Source organism: Phormidesmis priestleyi ULC007, from assembly GCF_003003695.1.
Taxonomy (GTDB): domain Bacteria; phylum Cyanobacteriota; class Cyanobacteriia; order Leptolyngbyales; family Leptolyngbyaceae; genus Phormidesmis_A; species Phormidesmis_A priestleyi_A.
In genome coordinates, this window is the sequence record NZ_PVWG01000005.1 from 139,457 (window position 1) to 160,099 (window position 20,643).

General features: G+C 48.5%; 18 protein-coding genes and 2 tRNA genes. 7 read left to right on the plus strand and 13 right to left on the minus strand.

What is annotated here, in order from left to right; genetic code table 11:
* Window positions 1-27: 27 nt before the first annotated feature.
* The 7 genes from hepC to rplI form a co-directional block, all read right to left on the minus strand.
* Window positions 28-963 (minus strand): heterocyst development glycosyltransferase HepC, encoded by a 936-nt coding sequence (hepC, locus tag C7B65_RS07045; RefSeq protein WP_073070121.1) that lies wholly within the window; start codon window positions 961-963, stop codon window positions 28-30.
* Between the two features lie 731 nt (window positions 964-1,694).
* Window positions 1,695-3,896 (minus strand): GumC family protein, encoded by a 2,202-nt coding sequence (locus C7B65_RS07050; RefSeq protein WP_073070183.1) that lies wholly within the window; start codon window positions 3,894-3,896, stop codon window positions 1,695-1,697.
* 37 nt (window positions 3,897-3,933) lie between these two features.
* Complete coding sequence (locus C7B65_RS07055) at window positions 3,934-5,019, minus strand: glycosyltransferase (RefSeq protein ID WP_073070122.1); 1,086 nt, start codon at window positions 5,017-5,019, stop codon at window positions 3,934-3,936.
* Between the two features lie 448 nt (window positions 5,020-5,467).
* Window positions 5,468-5,674: a hypothetical protein gene (locus C7B65_RS07060; RefSeq protein WP_073070123.1), complete on the minus strand. Its 207-nt coding sequence runs from the start codon at window positions 5,672-5,674 to the stop codon at window positions 5,468-5,470.
* A 125-nt stretch (window positions 5,675-5,799) separates the two neighbouring features.
* On the minus strand, window positions 5,800-6,576 hold the full coding sequence (locus C7B65_RS07065; protein WP_073070124.1) for a M48 family metallopeptidase: 777 nt from the start codon (window positions 6,574-6,576) through the stop codon (window positions 5,800-5,802).
* 190 nt (window positions 6,577-6,766) lie between these two features.
* Window positions 6,767-9,028 (minus strand): replicative DNA helicase, encoded by a 2,262-nt coding sequence (gene dnaB, locus C7B65_RS07070; protein ID WP_073070125.1) that lies wholly within the window; start codon window positions 9,026-9,028, stop codon window positions 6,767-6,769.
* A gap of 164 nt (window positions 9,029-9,192) precedes the next feature.
* Window positions 9,193-9,651: a 50S ribosomal protein L9 gene (gene rplI / locus C7B65_RS07075; protein WP_073070126.1), complete on the minus strand. Its 459-nt coding sequence runs from the start codon at window positions 9,649-9,651 to the stop codon at window positions 9,193-9,195.
* A gap of 134 nt (window positions 9,652-9,785) precedes the next feature.
* On the opposite strand from rplI, the gene C7B65_RS27350 reads away from it, so the two are divergent.
* A complete protein-coding gene (locus tag C7B65_RS27350) occupies window positions 9,786-9,971 on the plus strand; it encodes a hypothetical protein (protein WP_143162016.1) in 186 nt (61 codons plus the stop codon).
* Between the two features lie 3 nt (window positions 9,972-9,974).
* Here C7B65_RS27350 and C7B65_RS07080 read toward each other — a convergent pair whose 3' ends face one another.
* The 3 genes from C7B65_RS07080 to C7B65_RS07090 all read right to left on the minus strand — a co-directional run bounded on the left by C7B65_RS07080 (window position 9,975) and on the right by C7B65_RS07090 (window position 13,892).
* A complete protein-coding gene (locus C7B65_RS07080) occupies window positions 9,975-12,116 on the minus strand; it encodes a COG1470 family protein (RefSeq protein WP_073070127.1) in 2,142 nt (713 codons plus the stop codon).
* On the minus strand, window positions 12,109-12,867 hold the full coding sequence (locus tag C7B65_RS07085) for a glycosyltransferase family 2 protein (protein ID WP_073070128.1): 759 nt from the start codon (window positions 12,865-12,867) through the stop codon (window positions 12,109-12,111). The genes C7B65_RS07080 and C7B65_RS07085 overlap by 8 nt, the downstream gene beginning before the upstream one ends.
* A 170-nt stretch (window positions 12,868-13,037) precedes the next feature.
* Window positions 13,038-13,892, minus strand: coding sequence for a metal-dependent hydrolase (locus tag C7B65_RS07090; RefSeq protein WP_223257310.1), 855 nt, complete (start codon window positions 13,890-13,892; stop codon window positions 13,038-13,040).
* A gap of 340 nt (window positions 13,893-14,232) precedes the next feature.
* Here C7B65_RS07090 and C7B65_RS07095 point away from each other — a divergent pair, with 340 nt between their 5' ends.
* Window positions 14,233-14,634, plus strand: coding sequence for a hypothetical protein (locus C7B65_RS07095; protein WP_143162017.1), 402 nt, complete (start codon window positions 14,233-14,235; stop codon window positions 14,632-14,634).
* Here C7B65_RS07095 and C7B65_RS07100 read toward each other — a convergent pair.
* Complete coding sequence (locus tag C7B65_RS07100; RefSeq protein ID WP_342353002.1) at window positions 14,576-15,325, minus strand: TrmH family RNA methyltransferase; 750 nt, start codon at window positions 15,323-15,325, stop codon at window positions 14,576-14,578. The two genes, C7B65_RS07095 and C7B65_RS07100, sit on opposite strands and share 59 nt — an antisense overlap.
* A gap of 256 nt (window positions 15,326-15,581) precedes the next feature.
* A tRNA-Leu gene (locus C7B65_RS07105) sits at window positions 15,582-15,665 on the minus strand.
* A 174-nt stretch (window positions 15,666-15,839) separates the two neighbouring features.
* Between C7B65_RS07105 and murA the strand changes: the two genes are divergently transcribed.
* The 3 genes from murA to C7B65_RS07120 all read left to right on the plus strand — a co-directional run bounded on the left by murA (window position 15,840) and on the right by C7B65_RS07120 (window position 18,440).
* Window positions 15,840-17,243 (plus strand): UDP-N-acetylglucosamine 1-carboxyvinyltransferase, encoded by a 1,404-nt coding sequence (murA, locus tag C7B65_RS07110; protein ID WP_073070131.1) that lies wholly within the window; start codon window positions 15,840-15,842, stop codon window positions 17,241-17,243.
* 264 nt (window positions 17,244-17,507) lie between these two features.
* Complete coding sequence (locus tag C7B65_RS07115) at window positions 17,508-18,380, plus strand: M48 family metallopeptidase (protein WP_073070132.1); 873 nt, start codon at window positions 17,508-17,510, stop codon at window positions 18,378-18,380.
* A tRNA-Leu gene (locus C7B65_RS07120) sits at window positions 18,359-18,440 on the plus strand. The genes C7B65_RS07115 and C7B65_RS07120 overlap by 22 nt, the downstream gene beginning before the upstream one ends.
* 233 nt (window positions 18,441-18,673) lie before the next feature.
* Here the strand turns inward: C7B65_RS07120 and C7B65_RS07125 are convergent.
* Complete coding sequence (locus tag C7B65_RS07125) at window positions 18,674-19,276, minus strand: response regulator transcription factor (RefSeq protein WP_244913176.1); 603 nt, start codon at window positions 19,274-19,276, stop codon at window positions 18,674-18,676.
* A gap of 408 nt (window positions 19,277-19,684) precedes the next feature.
* Here C7B65_RS07125 and C7B65_RS07130 point away from each other — a divergent pair, with 408 nt between their 5' ends.
* Window positions 19,685-20,278 carry a hypothetical protein gene (locus C7B65_RS07130; protein WP_073070133.1) on the plus strand — a complete coding sequence of 198 codons (594 nt, stop codon included), beginning with the start codon at window positions 19,685-19,687 and terminating at the stop codon, window positions 20,276-20,278.
* A 92-nt stretch (window positions 20,279-20,370) separates the two neighbouring features.
* Window positions 20,371-20,640, plus strand: coding sequence for a peptidase (locus tag C7B65_RS07135; protein ID WP_073070134.1), 270 nt, complete (start codon window positions 20,371-20,373; stop codon window positions 20,638-20,640).
* Window positions 20,641-20,643: the final 3 nt, after the last annotated feature.

A 20,643-nucleotide genomic window follows, 5' to 3' on the forward strand; every position in this document is an offset into this window, starting at 1 on the left:
TATCAATGAAACTTGGTTTAGCTCAATTCAACACGCCCCAAAGCCTGATAGCACTTTGGGCACTGTTCTTAGAAGAATTTTTAGATCCTCGGTTAATGACCAGTTACGCAGATATTCCAGGTCAAGATCGTTCACCATGTCAATGTCTAACAGATGCGATCGCGCTTGAATCTGCCAAGCTCCGGTAATTCCAGGCAGGGCATTCAATCGCTCTAACATTTCTGGACGAATGCGAACAGCATCATAAAGCGCCCAGGGTCGCGGCCCTACTAGACTCATCTCGCCTAACAGCACGTTAAATAGCTGGGGCAATTCATCTAGGCTATATTTTCGCAACCATCTGCCCAGAGGCGTAATCCGAGGGTCATCGTGCCGCTTATGCAGGTTGGTGTGCGCCTGATCTGCCATGATTTGATGGTGATGCTGTTCGGCGTTGACCGTCATCGTGCGAAACTTTAGCACTCTAAATAATTTGCCTCGCTGCCCAACCCGCCACTGCCGAAACAAAATTGGTCCAGGCGTGGAAACCTTGATTAGAGCTGCGATCGTCAGCAGCACCGGACTCAACAACACCAGCATCAATGACGCTAGGCTGAGATCTAACACTCGCTTACAGCCCCAAAAAAAGCCAATGCGCTTGTGGGGGAGTTTAGAAGCGGCGGGCAATCTCAGATAGAGCGTTTTGTGCGAGCTTTCACAGGCATTTGCCCAAAACCTCAGTCCAGATTCACCCAAACTGGCATCGGCACGCACCAGCCGAATGGGGGAGTGGCTTAGACAGTCAATCAGCCGTCGTTCATTGGTCAGGGGCGGTAGATGGGAAGGATGACTCTGCTGCTGCGATCGCAAGACGAGCAATTGTTTTCGTCGCCATTTGAGTACACAGATAGGAGAATCAACCCCCAATCTTTCCCTGACTAGAGAGCGGCTTTCCTGCAAAATTGGAGGATTAAAAGTCGTCATAGAGGTTTGACTGAAATTGCAATAAAAGACACAAATCGAAGGAGACAAGCCGACAATAGTTGAGCGTTCTAATCAATGTTTTTTCAGGTGCACCCCTGAACGTTTCTCAACCACTCTAAGTATTAAGTAACTTAAATATTAATAGGCTGACGAGAAAAAAAATCTACTCCAAGTTAGATCCGTAGTCGTTAAATTAAACTCTAAAAGTGAAATCTCGCATGGGTCTTTGTCCATAGACCCTGAGTAATTAGGAAAAAGAAAAGACGGCTTCACTTTTGCAAGTGATAGAAGATACAAACCATGAGTCAAAAAACTAAGGGTAAGAGTTGAACTTCTCTCAGGGTAAGGAGAGTAAGTTTATATACAAGAAAATTTTAAGCCTGCGAAAGTCTGACTTGAAATCGAGTCGAGTAGGATTTATTTCAAGAGAGATTAAACAGTTGTTTGAACGCTGTTAGATAGTTAAACCCTCTATTTGTAGCGATCGCTTCTAGTAGTAGATCTACGGAGACGCGTTTTATTAGAGTTTACTAAGTTATTAAGGATCTGGAAGATAATTCACCTATCTTTTGAGGGATTTTGAAGAAATAGGAGTGCCTTTTTACCTAAGAATTGCAAATTAAACAACTCTGATAACTTTGTAGGTCAGCCATTTTGCCTGATTGAAACAGCCGAGATGGCTGTCCTACATTATTTAATCCAGGATACTAAGCTGAACCTCGACTCTTGGTTTAAGAAACTGCCACGTTCCGATAATATTGATTGCCAGGAATCGCTGCGCCATTTGCGATCATGCCAACCAGATTTAAACGATTCATGGCCGTCACTGCTTGGGTCACCTCATTGCGCGTCACCTGTCCAACTTTGCCGACCAGCAACGTGCCATCACAAAACGATGCCGCCAGCATTGCATCGACAATGCCTAACACCGGGGGCACATCGACGATCACCAAATCATAGCTCTGCTCAAACACCGTCATCAGTTCCTTCATGCGACGAGAACTGAGCAACTTCACCGGGTCGCTAGGAGCCGGGCCCGCCGTCAAAACCGAGATCGAAAGATCGCTGTAGGTGCCCGCCAGTTGAATCGCATTTTGACTCAGCATCCGATCGCCCGACAGCAGCGTAGACAGCCCTTGTTCGTTAGGCAACTCAAGCTGTTTGTGTAACCCCGGACGACGCAAATCAGCATCAATGATCAACACTCGCTGATGCAGACGCGCCGCACTGATTGCCAAACCGAGCGCGATCGTTGATTTTCCCTCACCTGCCAGCGCAGAAGTAACCACCAGCGACCTGAGCGGATTCGCCGCCGTCAATAGCTGAATATTCTTGTAAATCAAATCCAGTGACTCGCGGAATGGGGCCCAGTGAATCACCTGCATCATGGAAGGAGCCAAGTTTTCGGCTTTTTGAAAGGGCATCGCGATCGATCGAGGATTGATTTCCCCCAATGGCACTTCTGGCACCATACCCAACAGCGGTAGCGGAACTTGCTGCTTGAAATCTTCAGACGTGCGAACCGCATCATCAGCCGCCTCTCGCAAGAACGCTGCAACGCCGCCTAACATCAAGCCGCCCACCGCTCCGAGCAGCAGATTTCGTAGCCAATTTGGGCCAATTTGTTGCCCGACTTTGGGCTGCTCGACCACCTGCCAATCGAATCCTCCACGCGCAATTTCTAGCCCTAGATCCTGCCGCGCTTTGAGGAGTTGCTGCAAGGTGTCTCGATTCACCTGCACATTGGGCTGAAGGCGATTGTATTCAGCCAGCAAACTCGGAAACCGCTTTAGCTCACCTCGAAGCTGTAGTTCATTATTGGTAAGACTGCGATCGCGCGCTTGGGCAGCAACCAAATTGACTTGCGACTCCACTAACGCACTCGCAAATTTCAGGTCATTTTCTCCGAGTTGCCCGATCGCAACCAGTCCATCACCCGACTGAGCGATCGCCGCCGCTTGTGCGCCTAAAATTCGCTGCACTTCTTGCTGCAAAAGCGCTTGCTGTTTCTGTCGTTGTTCACTCAGTTGATCAATAAATGGGCCCTTTTTAAAGCGTAAGCGTTGCTGAACGATCGCCACCTCGGTTTTTTGAATCTCGTTGAGCAATGCCTGATAGCGCGGAGATTGACTCAGCCGAGCCGCGATCGTAGCTTGTTGAGGCGATCGCGCCAACTGCTGTTGTAGTGCTCCATAGCGAGCTTGCAGATCTTGCAACTCAGTCCGATTGGCACGCTGATCTTTCTGCACTGCCGCCAGAGAATCGACCATTGACTTTGACTGAAGTTCAGGGTCGATGAGATCTTGATTTTTGCGAAATCGCTCTAGTGCGGCTTCTGCCTGATTGACTCGCGCCTCGACTTGCGGAATCTGTTCGTTAATAAACCCCAACCCTTTAGTCAGCCTCGCTTTTTGCTGCTCCAGGTTATATTGCTGATACACCTGTTGAATCGCTTGCAAGACCGCTTGGGTTTGTTGACGATCGTGACCCGTGTAAACCATCTCAAAGATGCTGGTATTGATCTTGTCGTTACCTCTCTGCTCGATCACCTGGCTGACCGTGAGTCCTTTCTGAAGGTCGCCTACGTCAAGGTTTGAGCCGTTGAGTTTTAACTGGTCAACCGCCCGTTGCAGCAGTTGCGACGATCGCATCAAATTTAACTGCGTGGCATTATCGATCTCAACATTAGAGTCTGCAAACGATGGGGTAGCTGGGTTATCGGTTTTGCGACTGCGATAGTTAGACTCACTCAACAGTTGCATTGAGCTACGAAAAGTCGGCTTAGAAAATAGGGTAAATAGGGCGGCTCCGATCAGCGACAACCCTAACCCGCCGATCAGCCACAGCCGCCGCCGCATCAACACCGACAACAGTTGCCCATAGCCCGGATCGGGGTCGGCAGCCGCGATTAAATTTAGATGACTCTCAGCCACGATAGGAACTCCTTTTGCAAAACTCAACTCATCGCTTCTATGCCAGACAAACCTCCTGAATGACGCGATCGACCGACTCGAAAAAGACGCTTTCTGAGAAGCGACTGAGGGCATGGTGACGAATGGTGCTGTAATCCCAGGAGATTTTTCTTGCGTCAAGCAACGCCGTGTGCAGCGATTCGGGAGTTTGTGACTTAAAGAAAATGCCTGTCTTGCCAGGAACTTGAGTGTCTAGCACACCACCTGCCCCATAAGCTATCACAGGGGTGCCACTGGCGTTTGCCTCGATCGGCACTAAGCCATAGTCTTCGAGGGCGGTGACAATCACCGATCGTGATTTTGCCAGCAGTTGTTTACGATCGACATCGCTGACGTGCCCTAAAAATTGAATATTCTTTAACGCACGGGCTTGCAGCGTTTCTCGTTCGGGGCCATCGCCAATGATCATTAACTTCCAGCCCAGCCAGTTAAACGCTTCCACAATCACATCAATGCGCTTATAGCCGAGCAGTCGAGCCGACGCTAGATAAAAGTTTTCTTTTTGAGCCGAAAACGTGAATTGCTCACTGTCGATCGGGTAGTTAATCACCAGAGCAGGCTTATCATAGGTTTCTTGAATTCGACGTGCCACAACGCTAGAGTTGGCAATATATAAATCTGGCTCTTGAGCGAATGTTAAATCTGCCTGCCGCATTCTTTGAAACAGCGACTCAATCAAGGGATAAAACGGCTGATAGGCAGTGTATTCGCGCAGGTAAGTTTTGGTGTCCCATAAAAAGCGGGTAACATTATGACAAAAGCAAATGTGCTTGGCATCGGGGCGTTTTTTCACCCCTTTTGCAAAAGTGGTGCTGCTGCTGATAATCAAATCATAATCACTTAAATCAAGGGCCCGAAACGCTGAGTAATAGAAAGGCGCTAACAGCTTAAAGTATCTAGCTGCATGAGGAATTTGCTGCAAATAAGTGGTGTAAACTCGCCGATCGCCCAGATCGATCGAGTGCTGTGGCTCATAGAGAGACGTGAAAATGTCAGCATCGGGGTAATGCTTGCAGAGCAACTCAAAGACTCGCTCCGCTCCACCCCGTTGCGTCAAATAGTCATGGACGAGGGCTACTTTCATGACTGCACATTGAGTAAAGGCAATGGTCTTGGAGCAAATTTTTGTTAAAAAGAGTTGCTGTTAGGAATGAGAGCTAAAGGACAAATTAAACAGGTTCAATAAACGTCAGTTCATGAGTTCTTTTACTTCGTTCTTCAGGGCTTCTGCCCCCTAAATCCCCCATTCTGGGGGACTTTGAACCGGAAATTTTGGCTTGAAGTCCCCCAAATTGGGGGATTTAGGGGGCTTCCCGAATCCACAATCGGAGCAAACCGCTTCTGTCAAACTGACATTAAATAAATTCAAACCGCGCTCGACCTCAATAGAGTTTTAGACAACGATTCATCGCAATACTCTAGTTTTGCAATAGCAACAGATCATCACTCGATCGGAGGATCATCTCGCATCTTTCTATAGGTCTAATGACATGATCGATTTGACCTATGTGAGATTAGATGTTGGCGATCGCTTAGTCCTCATGGATCTCATCAGAACGCAAATCGTCGGGTTCGTTTAGCATTTCTGGCGCAACTCCAGGATTTTCGATTAGCTCTCTGGGGTTGCCTTCATATCTGCTCGTAGATACCAAATCCATTGGGTTGACGGTTTTGGCTTTTAAGGCTTCGGCGTTTTTGTTCTCGAAATCTGGCAGTCTTTCAGTTGGCTCATTGCTCATAGCAAAAATTTTCAATCACGACTGGCATCAGCTTAAGAATGCGATCGTGTAGAGAACGCCTCTCTATAGGCAGAGTTTGTGAGGAGAAGATGAAGCTTCTGAGACAACGTGCGATCGTTCAACGTCTAGAACTGATCTTCAGTTTTGCCCAATATTGACGGTTCTAGCCAGCCGGGGACATAGTGACTCGACTTGCGGAGTTCGCGATCGAGCGCTTTATAGTCTGATTCTTTCTCAAAAACCAACCCCCAAAACTGAGCAGAATGGTTGAGATGAGTGGTGTGACAAAGCTCGTGAATCAGCACATAGCGCACCAGATGAGTCGGCAAAAATAAGAGCTTATAGTTAAGGCTAATGTTTTTTTGCTGAGAACAGCTTGCCCAAAGCGTCTTTTGCCCCCTGACCGAGGCTTTGTTAAACGGAAGATTTAATTCTTGGCTGACTGACCATAGCCACGGCACCAGCCGCTGATAGGCTTTGTGACTGAGCCACTGCTGCAATAGTGACTTGCAGGCATCTTCGTTTTGAGTACAGCCGCGCAAAATCAGCCGCGACTTGTCTTTCTCGGTGAGCGTGACTCGCTGAGAATGGGTCGGTTGATATTCAACTTTCCAGCATTGGTCGATCGCTCTAAGCTGCAACTGATCGGGCAACTCGTGAGAAGCTTCGAGCGAGAGTTGTTGACGCTGCTCTTCTAGCCGCCCGATCGTTTTCGCAATCCAACTTTGCTTGGTGTGCAAAATTTCAGGAATGCGACTTTGATCAAACCCTTTGGGAACGATCACCTCTAGTCCGTCTTGAACGGTCATTCTCAGGCTGACGTGTTTTGCCTTCAGGCTTTCCCGAACTTTATAGCCAGGTAGCGCCGTAAGCTGACTCGTGATCAGTTTAGACTCAGCCATGTGTATCCATCGCGGCAAATGCTAATCAGTGAAATAAATCAACTTTGAAGGACTAACTGAGGCAGTCAATTTTTTGCCAGATTTTAAACGCTACCGCAACTGGCTGCTAAGAAAATTAATCATTATTACTACTATTAATAATAATAATAATACACAGGATCATCGTAGTTGCTTTGTGATACTCGAGACCCTAACTCCGATTTGGAGAGGCAAGGTTGCGAAACTGCGTAAATTGAGGCTCAAATAAAAGTTTCACCGTCCCGGTCGGCCCGTTGCGATGTTTGCTGATGATCACTTCAGCGATGCCGCGATCGGGTGTGTCTTTGTTGTAATATTCATCGCGATATAACATCATTACGAGGTCGGCGTCTTGCTCAATTGACCCCGACTCGCGAAGGTCAGACATCATGGGACGCTTTTCGGTGCGGGACTCAACTCCTCGGCTCAGTTGAGATAGCGCGATCACAGGCACGTTTAACTCACGGGCAAGACCTTTCAGCGATCGCGTAATTCGTGACAACACCTGCACTCGATTTTCGCTGCCGTTCCCTTCCATTAGCTGCAAATAGTCGATCAGCACTAACCCCAACGCGCCACCCTGCTCTGCCTGAAGGCGACGAGACTGCGATCGCATTTCATTTGCCCCTAAATTAGGCGTGTCGTCAATAAAGATCGGCAACTGCGACAATGTGCTGATGGCGTGTCCCAGCGGTTCCCACTCATTCTGGCTGATCCGCCCTGCCCGTAGTCGCCCACTCTCAATTCGCACTTCACTGGCAAGTAATCGTTGCACTAGCTGATCTTTTGACATCTCTAAACTAAAGATGGCAACAGGAAGTTTATGATAAGCCGCAATGTTGCGAGCCACGTTCAGGACAAAACTCGTGTTATGAACACAAATGTCATTGGCAACGAAATTGTGAGTTTCTGGAATGGTTAAGTCATAAACTTGTTGATTGCCTAGCGGCTCGATCTCAACAATTTCGTCCCAATACACTTCACTAGTTGCCGCTTGAAGGGGACGATCTAGCAAAGCCATCTTGCCCGACTGAACGTTACTTCGTCCAATCTCAAGGGGAATTAAATCTCGACTTAGTTGATCGGATTTGTCGGCGATCGCTTGACTGACTTTTTGAAGTGCCGATTCTTTGCCGAAGATACCGACTTCTGCAATAAATGTCTGCATCGATCGCGTATCGGTAATGTCGAGATGGTATTTAGGCGATCGCGACTTCAATGAAGCAATCACTTCAAAGCGCAGCAGCAGATGCTGAATCTGTTTTGCTAACCGATGGTTGACCGCAGCATAGCCTAATTGAGATTCACCACTCGCTAAAACCGTTGCCCAGCCATCAGTCACAAACAAGCGGTTGAGAAAGAGTGCCACCTGCGATCGCGGCAATTTGAAGACGATCGCCGGAATTTCCTGCATCTGAGTAGCTGTGTCGCAAAGCAATTCGACTTCAGAATCTCGAATGGACTCCGTACCAAAAACTTCTAGCTTGCGAGGCACGGCAATCTTTTCACCGAGGTTAAGCAGCGCTAGCGATCGCCAGCCGTCGATCGTCAAATAGGGATGGCTCAAAGTCGAATCGACTGAGCGACCCGATCGCGTCGTCACTCTAAAAACGGGCTTGATCCCATCATCGACAAACGCTGAGGGCCGGGTAAATCCAAACTTCCAGTCAGTGTTTAAGGTCAGGAGAGTGGCACAGCCGTGATGATAAATTTGCTCGATCGTCGTCACGCTGCCGTCACTTAAAACGATTTCTGAGTTAGCTGCCAGACATTTTCCCATCGACGGGCGACCTGCAACAATGATCAGATCCGATCGCTGAAACCCCTGAGTCATCGCGTCTAAATCATAGAAGCCGCAAGATAAACCGGGCGTTGCCATGCCTGTTGAAAGGCGCTCGATTTCTGAAAAGGTTTGAGTCAGCACATCGGCTGCTGAAACAAGTCCCTGCTGTGGGCGCGCTTGAGTGACGTTAAAGACCTTCTGCTCTGCGTCATCTAAAACCGTTTCTAACTCTTCAGCCGTTTTGTGACCGAGTTGAGAAATTTCTTGCCCGACCTTGATTAGCTTACGGCGCAAAAATTTATCGGTGACAAGCTGCGCGTATTGGTCAATGTTGACAGCGCTCACCGTGCGATCGACCAACTGCACTAATTTGTTTTGTCCGCCCACCTTATCGAGCAAGCCGCGATCTTGCAGCCAAGTGGTGACGCTCATCAGATCGGTTGGGCTGCCCTGATTTTGAAGGGCGATCGCCGCTCTAAAAATTTCTCGATGAGCGCTGAGATAAAAGGCTTCTGGTGCAATTAGATCGAGAATGCGAGTCAGCGCTTCGGGGTCAAGCAAGATGCCTCCCAAAATCGCTTCTTCTGCATCAATATTTTGAGGCGGAACTTTATCTTGAAACGGCTGAAAGTTAAGCTGTTCTTGAGCCATGACGGGGCAGTTTCAACAAGGTGAAGGCAAATCAAGGGGTGAGCTACCGCCTCGCTGCTCTACTCGCCCCTCAATATACTGTTAACAATAGTCTAGCAGAGACTAGTAAAAATGTACTTGCTACAGAACTTTGAGTGAAAAAATTCAAAGTTCAAACCCGATCGCTAGCTGGCAACGACTTGAATGATCACCGTTGCGGTTACTTCAGGATGCAGCTTAATTTCAGCCCTATATTCACCAATCTTGTGAACATCGGGGAGCGTAACGCCACGGCGATCGATTTCTTGCCCCGTGATTTGTTTGATCACATCTGCCACTTCTTGGTTGGTGACGGTGCCAAAGATCGCGTCATTCTCACCGACTTGTTTAGCGATCGTAAAGCTGCCCGCTTTTTCGAGTGCCGCTTTTTGAGTGGTTGAGACTTCCTTCAGTTCTGCAAGACGCTGACGCTCTTTCTCTTTGCGCCGCTCAACCTGCTTGAGAAGACCCGCCGTTGCATTTTGTCCCTTACCTTGGGGGATCAAATAATTTCGGGCATAACCGGGGGCCACTTCGACCAAATCGCCCGATTTACCCAGCTTACTCACGTCCTGATTAAGGACTAATTGAACACGCTTCGCCATAATATTCCTGTTGTCAACTGTGCCGCAGAACTTCTTATTTTACCACGGTGTGATGGGTTTAAAGCCTTGCCCTTCAGGGCAAAAAAAGCTATAGTCCCTATACGTTGTCGGGGCATCGACCGTTAGGTTAGGCAATGTCAGACAGGCTACGCCTGCAATTGCTGTTTGATCCTAGAATTCTTCAGGCTTTAGCCAGAGGAGTATGTCAATGGAGAACGGAGAAGAAAGGCTTAATTTTGAGTTTGAGAGGTGCGATCGCGCGTCTTTTCACCCTTAAAGTCAAGCCTCTAATCCCTTATCCAATTCTCATCTTAATTTAGTGACTAAAGACTATCAGAAAGAGTCACTTTTAACGGGATTGAGAGTGGATTAGGCATTCGATCAGAAAACCAGAACCCTTGTTCCAGAACCATTGTCGGCACCAAACGATACTCTCCGGGCAAAAGGGGAGCTTGAATGGTTGCCACGATCGCGGTCGATTCGCCAGGATTTACATCTGAAGGCAGCAAAGTTCTGAGAGGCTCTCTAGGTAACCGCCCTGATAGGTCAAACCATCGGTAGGAAAAATGGGTTGGGTAACGCCCCCAAGATGACCAGGTGAAGTTGCTCGTGTTCTTAAGAATCACAGGGAGTTGAAAAGAGTCGCCTGTTTTCAGAAATTTTGGAAGAGTACTCGGCAGATATTGAATATCCACCGCAGGAATGGGAGAAATCGGAAGCTGATAGTGAGTGACTCGAAACTGAGGTTCATGTGAGAAAGTTAGTTTCGAGCCACCCTCAGTTTTTGAAAGACGAGAAATCAGGCAAAGCCGCTGAGGTTTTTCAATCCCTCCCTTTTGAGACTGCATCAGCCAGTTCGCCACTTGAGGAAAACTCATCGGCTTGTCAGAGCTGTAATAGTTAGGCGGTAAATTTCCTGAATAACCATTCACAACGGGCACATTTGCCTTTAGCCCGGCCCACATTGCGGTCAGTTGATCCACAACCTGGGCTGGAAGAGTTTGCGTATACGCAACTTCACAGCCCTGCATCAATTGGGCCGCCTCAGCTTCTAGCTTTAAGTAGGGTGTTTTATCGTAGGCAGGAATATTAAAAGTTATCTGCTCTATCAGGCACAAACCGAGGAAGATAGATGGAAGTGATGTCATCCTCCTTTGTCCTCCCAAAGCTGTTCGTCGATTTAGAATCGAGTTGAAAAACGCATCAGCACTTAAGCAAATTGCAATGAGTAAATAGCAATCTATTATCGTCCAGATTCGTGACACCGCCCGAATCGCAGTCGCTCCTGGAACCAGGCTATACACAAATTGCCAAAGGGAAAAGCCGTTCGGGAATCGTAGCGAGATTGCGAACAGCAGAGCCGACACCCCTAGACAAAGCTTGACGAGCAAAAAACGCTGAGGTGGAATTTTCTGTGCTATCCCAGCATACAGACCCAGACCTAATAGACCAATCACCGTAAAACCTAGAAACAGCGAATGTTCCCAAAAAAGCGGCAGTTTAGCAGAGACCGAATCATACCAAACCATTCCCCAAGGTGACTGAGGAGACGGAAGAAACCAGGAAACCAGACGAGGAAGTATTTGACTCACCTCTGCGTAAGTGCGTTCCCCAATCAACGCTTTAACTTGCAGATAAGGCATGAGCGTAAGTACCATACCGAGTCCCCATCCTGTAAACATGAGCAGAACAGATGCCCAGTGAGTTCGGCAAAAAGCGGCAAATCGAACCCCAAAGCTTCCAGTCCCTTCGCTGTAACCAGGGCGTTCCATAAACCAAAGTAAAGGGATGGCAACTAGCAAACTCAGCAACAGAAACCAGCCTAGATAGATCCCAGAAAGAACCTGCAAATAGATCAGCAGCAGCGAAAGTGCTAATCGTCGGCGAGTAGGCTGGCGGCTAAACTCCCAAAGACACAGCAATGCCAATGGAGTAAAGAATTGGGGAAACAACTGCGAGTGGGAAATCTGAGAGATTCTAGGCATTCCAAACGCGAACAGGAACGCGCCCAGTCCTGCGAGTTCCCGTCTAATGTGTTGACGGTGTAGCACAAAAGCGAAGCCAAAGAAGTTCAGCGCAGAAACCAGCATCATCCACAGTTGGAATGCGGTATCAGTCGAGGCAAAAGCTCTGAGCAACCAATAGATAGGTGCTGCTCCCCACAAGTTGTCTGAAAAGGCTAGGACATTGGGAAAAGGATAGAAAAAGGCAGGAGACCACGGGGAGGCAGTGTAATTTCTGTTAAAGACAAGCTGGAAGGAATGCTCTAGAAAGTACTGATTCAACCAAGGATCTCCTGGATCTCCTGGCATTTTAGAAAAGCCGCTAAACAGAGTGGGATAAAACATCATGATCAATCCCAGCAAGCAGAGAAGCAGATAGAACCACCCAGTGCGAGAGCAAAACTTTACCCACTTCTCCAAAAGCCTTGAGGCGTTGTGCTTCGATCGGGTTGGGTTAAACATCGGGCGTAAACCTTTCGTAAGACTGACCAGAGGCAGAAGAGACCTTTTTAGAGCGAAAGAGGTTGTATTTGAGAATGCAGAAAACTGCTCTCACTCCGTCTTTCCAGGTAATTTTTTTACCCTCTTTGTAGGTGCGTCCGTAATAGGAGATGCCGACTTCGTAGATCCGGCAACCCATTCCTGCGACTTTGGCAGTGATTTCTGGCTCAAACCCAAATCGATTCTCTTCAATTCTGATTGACTGAATCACGTCTCGCCGGAATGCTTTATAGCAAGATTCCATATCGGTGAGATTGATATTAGTCAGCATATTGGAGAGCGTGGTTAAAAATTGATTGCCAATCATGTGCCAATAGTAGACGACGCGATGGGGCTGACTGCCCATAAACCGTGAGCCAAACACAACGTCTGCTTTGCCTTCTAAAATCGGTCGAATCATCACGGAAAATTCTCGCGGATCGTACTCCAAATCAGCATCTTGGACGATCACAACGTCTCCAGTCGCAGCAGCAAACCCTGTTCTCAAAGCCGCCCCTTTACCCCGATTTCTAGGGTGGTAGATAACCTGATCTACCTGGGATTCAACCACTTGTTTGAGTAAATCTATCGTGCCGTAGATCGAACAGTCATCGACGATGATTACTTCAATCTCAACACCCAGATCTTTGACTGGAGAAGCTTTTACGGATTTAACAACTTGACTAATGGTGGAAATTTCATTGAAACAGGGAATGACCACTGATAGTTTCATAGGGGAAGTCCGATCGCTTTAGAAACCTGCAAACAGCAGAATAAACTGGATTGAGTCGCAAAAGCTATCGCATCTAATTAATCAACTCCACCCATGCCATCTAAGGGTTGTGAAGTCTGTCTGTTTAGTTATCAAAATCGGACAATCTTGCTTTTTCTGTTATTCGTTTGTCATAGTTTGATCGCTTCTCCCACCTTCATCACTCGTAGTTGGCTCTTCACCCCTTGCTGCCTGAGCGCTTGAGCAAACGCTTCAGGAGTCCCTGTTAAGGCTGGAAACGTGCCAAAGTGCATAGGAATCACCGTGACAGGATTGACCAATTTAACCGCCTCTGCTGCCCGTGTGGGGCCCATCGTAAAGTGATCTCCAATGCAGGCAAGCATCAAGCTGACTTTGCCAAACCGGGGGATCAGCGTCATGTCTTGAAATAAATCAGTGTCGCCCGTGTGGTAGATCACAGGCCCATTTTTGACGCTGATTAAAAATCCACCAGGGTTTCCGGCATATTGAGCAGGGCTGCCATCAGATGCCACCGCAGAGCTATGAACGGCTGGAATAAACGCCACTTTGACATCACCATTCAGCAGCGTCAGTTCTCCCCCAAAGTTTCCTTGAGTCTCTAGCCCTACGAGATCTTTTGGATAGCTGCCGTAAGCTACTAGGGCTTGACCTAAATCAGCCGTGCTTACGAGTTTAGCTTTTGTTTTTTGAGCGATCGCCGTCGCGTCTCCAACGTGATCAAAATGTCCGTGAGTGATTAGGATTAGATCAGCGCGATCGAGCTTTGCCAAATCTGCTTTTCCAGTCGGGTTGACTGGGTTAGTGAGCCAGGGATCAATCAGCAAAACCTTACCCGAAGGGGTAGTTAGCTTGAAGGCAGATTGTCCATACCATAAAAGTTGAGTGTTGAGGGCAGGTTGAGCAGTGCTGCTAAAAACGTTGCAGCCAATAACAACCACCGCCAAAATCAGTGCCGCTAAAACACCGCCAACCTTTGCAGATCTCATCCACTTCAAAATCGTCATTTCGTCAAATCCTTAGCATCAGCATCTCTTTGTGAAGATTAATCTTAAGCAAAATAGTGACAAGCCACATCATCTTTAAAGCGAAATCTGACTTCAGCAAAATTTCGTAGTTGATTGCGTCAATTTACCATTGACATTGCAACACGGATACCCTTGCTGACCTCTTAAAAAGGCTATACAGTTGAGTCAGCATTATTTGTAGGTTCGCCAGTCTTAAAGAAGCAGTTTTACCAGATCTGACTTTTTTAGAACTCTGGCGGTGCCTGCAAACCCTAACGCCCCTGGGGGAGATGAACACCTCGAAAAAGACCACTGCCTGAGCAGTTTGTGGAGTCTAGGGATGAACAGAAAGTTTGAAAAGTGGTTGACGATCGTCGCCTTGGGCAGTTGGGTCGCTTCGATGGGGGCACTGGTTGCGATCGAAGTTGCCTCGACTCAACCCCCGTCTGATCAGTCTTTGCTTTCAGAGTCCCAGGCGATTCGTCCTCAACGGCGAAACTCACAGTTTGCCTCGGTTTTAGACTCGCAGTTTTATCAGCAACTCAAACAGTCTGACGCTCTGGCGAGTTTAGAATCTGATCGGGGGCACTGGCTCGATCGGACGCGGGTCAGCAGTGAGGTTTTAAGTCGAGATTTTTCTGAGTTAGACGTTAAGAACCAGAAACCAAGCATCAGCAGTTCTCTTAACCTCTTTGCCGTTTCACCTCATATAGGATCAATGCAGCAGAAATTGCCACGTTGAGCGACTCTACACGTCGACTTAATGGAATTGTCACCTGTCGATCGGCGAGATCATTTAATGCCTGAGACAGCCCTGCGCCTTCGTTTCCCAGCAAGATCAGAGTCGGCTGACAAAAATCAACTTCCCAATAAGTCTGAGGTGCGGTGGGAGCGGTAGAGATGACTTGCATCCCCGCAGCTTTGCACTTGAGAACCTCTGCCGTTAGATCAGCACTCACCGCCATTGGCAACCGAAACCACTGACCTGCTGACGATCGCAGCACTTTAGGGTTATCTAAATCAACACTGTCATCACTGAGCAGCAAGCCTTCTGCGCCTGCCGCTGCTGCCGTACGGATAATCGTTCCTAAATTACCAGGGTCTTGAATTGTTTCTAACATCAAGCCCAACTGGGTGAAATGCAGAGGTTGAGCGTGAATGCGCCCTGCGGTCGCCACAACGCCGTCAGGTTCAACAGTGGTGGCGATCGCCCTAAGCACGTCTGGACTCACTAACTCAATTCGCTGGGCAATGTCTGTGAGGTTTTGCCATAGCGTTGGGTGCTGCGATCGCCACGCTTCAGTGTGGCAAACTGTTTCTAACGTAGCCTCAGCCGCACAGGCTTCTTCCAGCAAATGCGTCCCTTCTAATAGAAAAAGCTGCTGTTCTCGCCGTTCTTTGGCACGATGCAGCTTACGCAATTGCTTGATCAAAGGGTTTTGCAGGCTCGTCAACATTGCGTTAGAAAAACTGAGAATAGGGCAAGCGATCTTCACCGATCAGATGAAATGGCAAGACCGATTGAAGAAAATTTTTACGAAACTGTAAAATAGCTGACCTGGAATGATTGAAGTTTCGTTACAAAACTTTAGTTATCCATAAGTAAATTTACAGTAGTCGGGGAGATGATTAGCTTCACAAGAATCTTGATTTCTCACGAACCCCTGAGAAAAATATCTCCCCCAACAATGCGGAACCCGGGACTTGAACCCGGAAGTCCTTGCGAACACTAGAACCTGAATCTAGCGCGTCTACCAATTCCGCCAGTCCCGCATGAGACATTTAAGCGTCACGACCTCCAATCTTGCAGTAGATTGGTCTACCTGTCAACAACTTTTTGGTCGGGGTTGAGCGATCGAGATCACAGTTACACGGTTGACTTTTGTGGGCTGTCAATCCAAAGTCTGGACATCTGCGATCTTTCCGGTAGAATCGAAACCAAATTTAATGTTAAACCAGGAGGACAAGCCCATTACTTCCGCTCTCAGCCTGCCCAACTCTCAGTCTTCACCCGAAGAAACCAGTTCAGTGCTTCAAATCTGGGGAAAAACCCCTCTGAGTGGACATGTCAACATCAGTGGCGCAAAAAATTCGGCGCTAGTGATCATCGTCGGAGCGCTACTCTGTTCACAAGATTGCCGGATTCGCAATGTTCCCCTATTAGCCGATGTCACCCGGATGGGCGAAATCTTAGCGGCGTTGGGGGTCAAGCTCACTCAAAACGCAGATGTTCTAGATATCGATGCGTCTCATATCAGCCATACAAAAGCGCCCTATGAATTGGTCAGCCAACTTCGGGCCAGCTTTTTCATCATCGGTCCCCTGTTAGCCAGAATGGGCGTAGCACGGGTGCCCTTGCCTGGAGGTTGCTCGATCGGGGCCCGCCCTGTCGATTTGCATGTCCGCGGTTTGCGAGCGATGGGTGCCCATGTGCAGATTGACCACGGCATCGTTCATGCTTATCTGACGGGTGCCAACAAGCGACTCCAGGGTGCCAAAATTTACCTCGACTACCCTAGCGTCGGCGCGACTGAAACGCTGATGATGGCAGCCACCCTAGCCGACGGTGAGACGACGATCGAGAACGCGGCTCAAGAACCCGAAGTTGCAGATTTAGCTAATTTCTGTCGAGCAATGGGGGCGAAGATTCGCGGCGCAGGCACGAACACGATCGTGATTTCTGGCGTTTCTAGTCTGCACTCGGTCGATTACAGCATCATTCCCGATCGCATTGAGGCAGGCACCTTTTTGCTGGCGGGAGCAATGACCCGATCGGAGATCACTCTATCGCCAATTATTCCTGACCATTTGACTGCGGTTCTCGCCAAGATGCGAGATATTGGAATTCGAGTCGTGATGGATAGCCCTAAGCAAATGAGAATCTTGCCGAGTCAGAGCTATCGATCGACAGACATCGAAACGCTTCCCTATCCCGGCTTTCCTACGGATATGCAAGCGCCGTTTATGTCATTGTTGACCCTGGCTCAAGGCGATAGTGTAATCAGCGAGACGGTGTTTGAAAACCGCCTGGGTCATGTGCCCGAACTGAATCGCATGGGTGCAGATATTCGCGTTAAGGGCAATCACGCGATCATTCGCGGGGTCGCGATGCTGTCGGGTGCGCCTGTGGTTGCAACTGACTTGAGGGCTTCGGCGGCACTGGTTGTGGCAGCTTTGGCAGCAGAAGGCAAAACGACGATTCAGGGATTGCATCACCTCGATCGTGGCTACGAACACCTGGAATTAAAGCTGAAAAAGCTCGGCGCTAAACTCCAGCGCGTCCAAGAACCCTCTGATCTGGAACCTGCGACACCGCCGATCGAGTCAGGCTCATTGAGTTCGCCAGCTTAGAATTGTGGACTCAATTGCAATCTCCATGAGATGTGATAGCCATTTCAAAAACAACTGCGGCGGATTGGGCAGATTGTAACGATCGCGAGAGGGCACGACAGGTCGTGCCCCTACCCCACCCACGCCGATTTGTTACATTCACACATCGAATTTGGTATGAACCCCAATTCTGAGAAGAACCGAGAACGGATCAACGTCTTTTCTACCTTCGTTGCTTCATGCTCAACGCTATACTGGCTTTGAGAGTCCCTTTCGACTACCTGCATGTCTTTCTCAAAGTCGCTCCTTATTGGCTTAAAGGCTGATCAGTTCCGTCACCCCTTGGATTTGGCAGCCACCAACTCGCTAAAACAGCTACCTGGATTAGATCTGCTGATCCGCAATCTGCTGGGCCCTGTGGCGGAACAGTTTTTTTATTTAGAAAACATCGCTTCGAGCATTCTCGTTGGCGAACAACAGCTTCCTCAAATTCATAATTTGTTGCTAGAAGCCTGTCGAGTGCTAGATCTTGAGCCGCCACAACTCTACGTGCGTCAAAATCCTGTGCCTAACGCTTACACCTTCGCGATGCGGGGCAAACAGCCGTTTATCGTGATGCACACCTCGCTGATTGAGTTACTCACCCCAGAAGAGATTCAGGCGGTGATCGCCCATGAGCTAGGGCACCTTAAATGCGATCACGGCGTTTATCTAACTCTTGCAAACATCATGGTTTTAGCTGCCGGACAGCTTCCTCTGGGCGGCGCGATCGCCCAAAGTTTACAGGCTCAGATTTTAGAGTGGGTTCGCTGTGCAGAATTTACATGCGATCGGGCTGCCTTACTCGCGACCCAAGATCCCAAAACCATTATGTCTGTGATGATGAAGCTCACAGGCGGGTCGCCCTCTCTAGCGAGTCAACTCAATCTAGATGCCTTCATTGCTCAGGCACGCGCCTATGATGAAGTGGGTAACACCGACGTGGGGCAACTGCTAAAACAGATGCAGACCGCTCAGTTAACGCATCCGGTTCCGGTTTTGAGGGCGAGGGAGATCGATCGCTGGGCAAGCAGTCAAAGTTATCAGTCGTTGTTAAAAAAGCAAGCCGTAGGCTATAATAGCGAAACGCAACCCAAGGGCGGATGGCGAAATTGGTAGACGCACCACACTCAAAATGTGGCACCGAAAGGTATGGGAGTTCGATTCTCCCTCCGCCCATTTTAATAACACGTATTGGTTTCAGCGTTTTTAGGGTTGTCTATAATGCTGTAAGAAGTGCGAGAGAATTAACTTTCATTGATGGAACTGGTAGAAGACTGGTAGACATGCTAGAAAGTACTTCCTTAAAGCCTTACCAGACCCTATTCATGCAGTTCTTCTAAGACTCTGATTTGCGAAATCGATAGCCCACGCCTCGGATGCTTTCGATCCAGCCTGCGCCTCCGATCGAGTCAATCTTTTTGCGAATGCGCTGCACACACATCTACCACATTGGTATTGGTGTTGAAATCGTAGCCCCAAATATGTTCCAAGATTTGCGTTCGCGTGAAGACGCGTCCGGGCGATCGCATCAGATATTCCAACAAATTAAATTCGCGAGTGGTCAGTTCGATCATGTGTTGATCACAGGTGACTTCTCGTGTGATGCGATCGAGCTTAATCGGCCCGACCGACACTAGATTTTGACGATCGCCCGTGCTGCGACGCATGACAGCATGGATGCGGGCAACCAGTTCTTCGACAAAAAACGGTTTGGCTAAATAATCATCGGCACCCAGGTTTAGACCTTCTAAGCGATCGTCGAGTTCATTGCGGGCGGTTAGCAAAATCACTGGCACATTTTGCCCTTTGCGGCGCAGACTTTTGAGAATAGATAGCCCATCTTTTCCCGGCACCATGATGTCTAGCACAATCACGTCATACTCGTTTTCGGTCGCACAGACATAACCACGATCGCCGTTGTCGCAATAATCTACGACAAACCCCTGTTCCTTTAAGCCAGCACGAACGAAGTTAGCAATTTTGGCTTCATCTTCGACAAATAAAATGTGCATACAGATTTTGTGCGGTCAAGCATTGTTTTTATTGTCGCTTGTCACTTGCCAGTGCAGTGCCTTTATATCAATTTGGGAAATACTTGCTACGGATGAACGATCGCTGAGGGCATAGCAGTGCCGTGCCCCTACGAGGATTTGTCGGACTCATTAGACCTCCTGCATGAATAAAATTCTCGACGTAAACCCCCCTTAGAACTCGCCCCCTAACCCCCAATTCTGGGGGAACTGGAGTTCAAAGTCCCCCAGAATTGGGGGATTTAGGGGGCGTTCTCGGATTCGTGCAGGAGGTTTATTGATGAAATTAGTATTAGATTACAAAACTGTAATTTAGAGAATGGGCAAACCGTCATTTTGGGGTGCGCTTAATAGAACCATAGACCGCTACTCAATCAAAGGAGACTGCTCATGATCACGACCCGACGACTGCTGACCTTAATGGCACTGCCTGTTCTAATTGGCTCATTTGGATCTGCGGCTTTGACTGCAACCGCTCAATCTTCAAACCGACTTGCTCAAAATTCATCGCAGCCTGGTGAGCAGGGCAAGAGACATCGAGGTCCAGATTTCGCCGCCGCCGCTCAAAAATTGGGCATTTCAGAAGCCAATTTGAAAGCAGCCTTGGGCGTTCCGGCAACGCCTCCAACTCCTGGCACACTGGGGCAACGCCCAACCCGACCCGACTTTAAAGCGGCAGCAGCCAAGCTTGGCATTTCTGAGCAGCAATTGGTGAGCGCGTTGGGCGTTCCCTCTCGTCCGCCTGGTGCAAATTTTGCCACCGCCGCTCAAAAGTTGGGCGTGTCAGAAGCTAATTTGAAGGCAGCGTTAGGAGTTCCAGCAACGCCCCCGGCTCCGGGACAGCGCTCGCCTCGACCCGACTTTAAAGCAGCAGCGGCAAAACTCGGCGTGACTGAGCAGCAACTTGTGAGCGCGTTGGGAATGCCGCCCCATCGATCGCGAGATGGCAATCGTCCTGATGGTGCGCGTCCTCCTCAGCAATAGGTTAAGTGGGCTAAGTTAAGTGGAGATGAGGGATGAACGAATTATTTCATCTCTCTCTTCCGCTCTCTCAAGCAATTAATTTCTGAAGGATTATGAATCGCATCTTTCGTCAATATCATCGCTGGCTCGCGATCGTCTTTGCGCTTCCCTTGCTCACGACCCTGATCACTGGCATCAGTTTTCCGATCGCTAAATCACTCAACCAGCCTCAACTAGCAGAGTTGCTAATTCAGATTCATACGTTAGAAATTGTTGGACTTGAGAATATTTTTCCCATTATCAACGGGATTGGATTACTCGGTTTATTGTCCACAGGAATTTATATGACCCGTCTTTTTCGGCAGCGTCACTATCCCTCTTAAAAT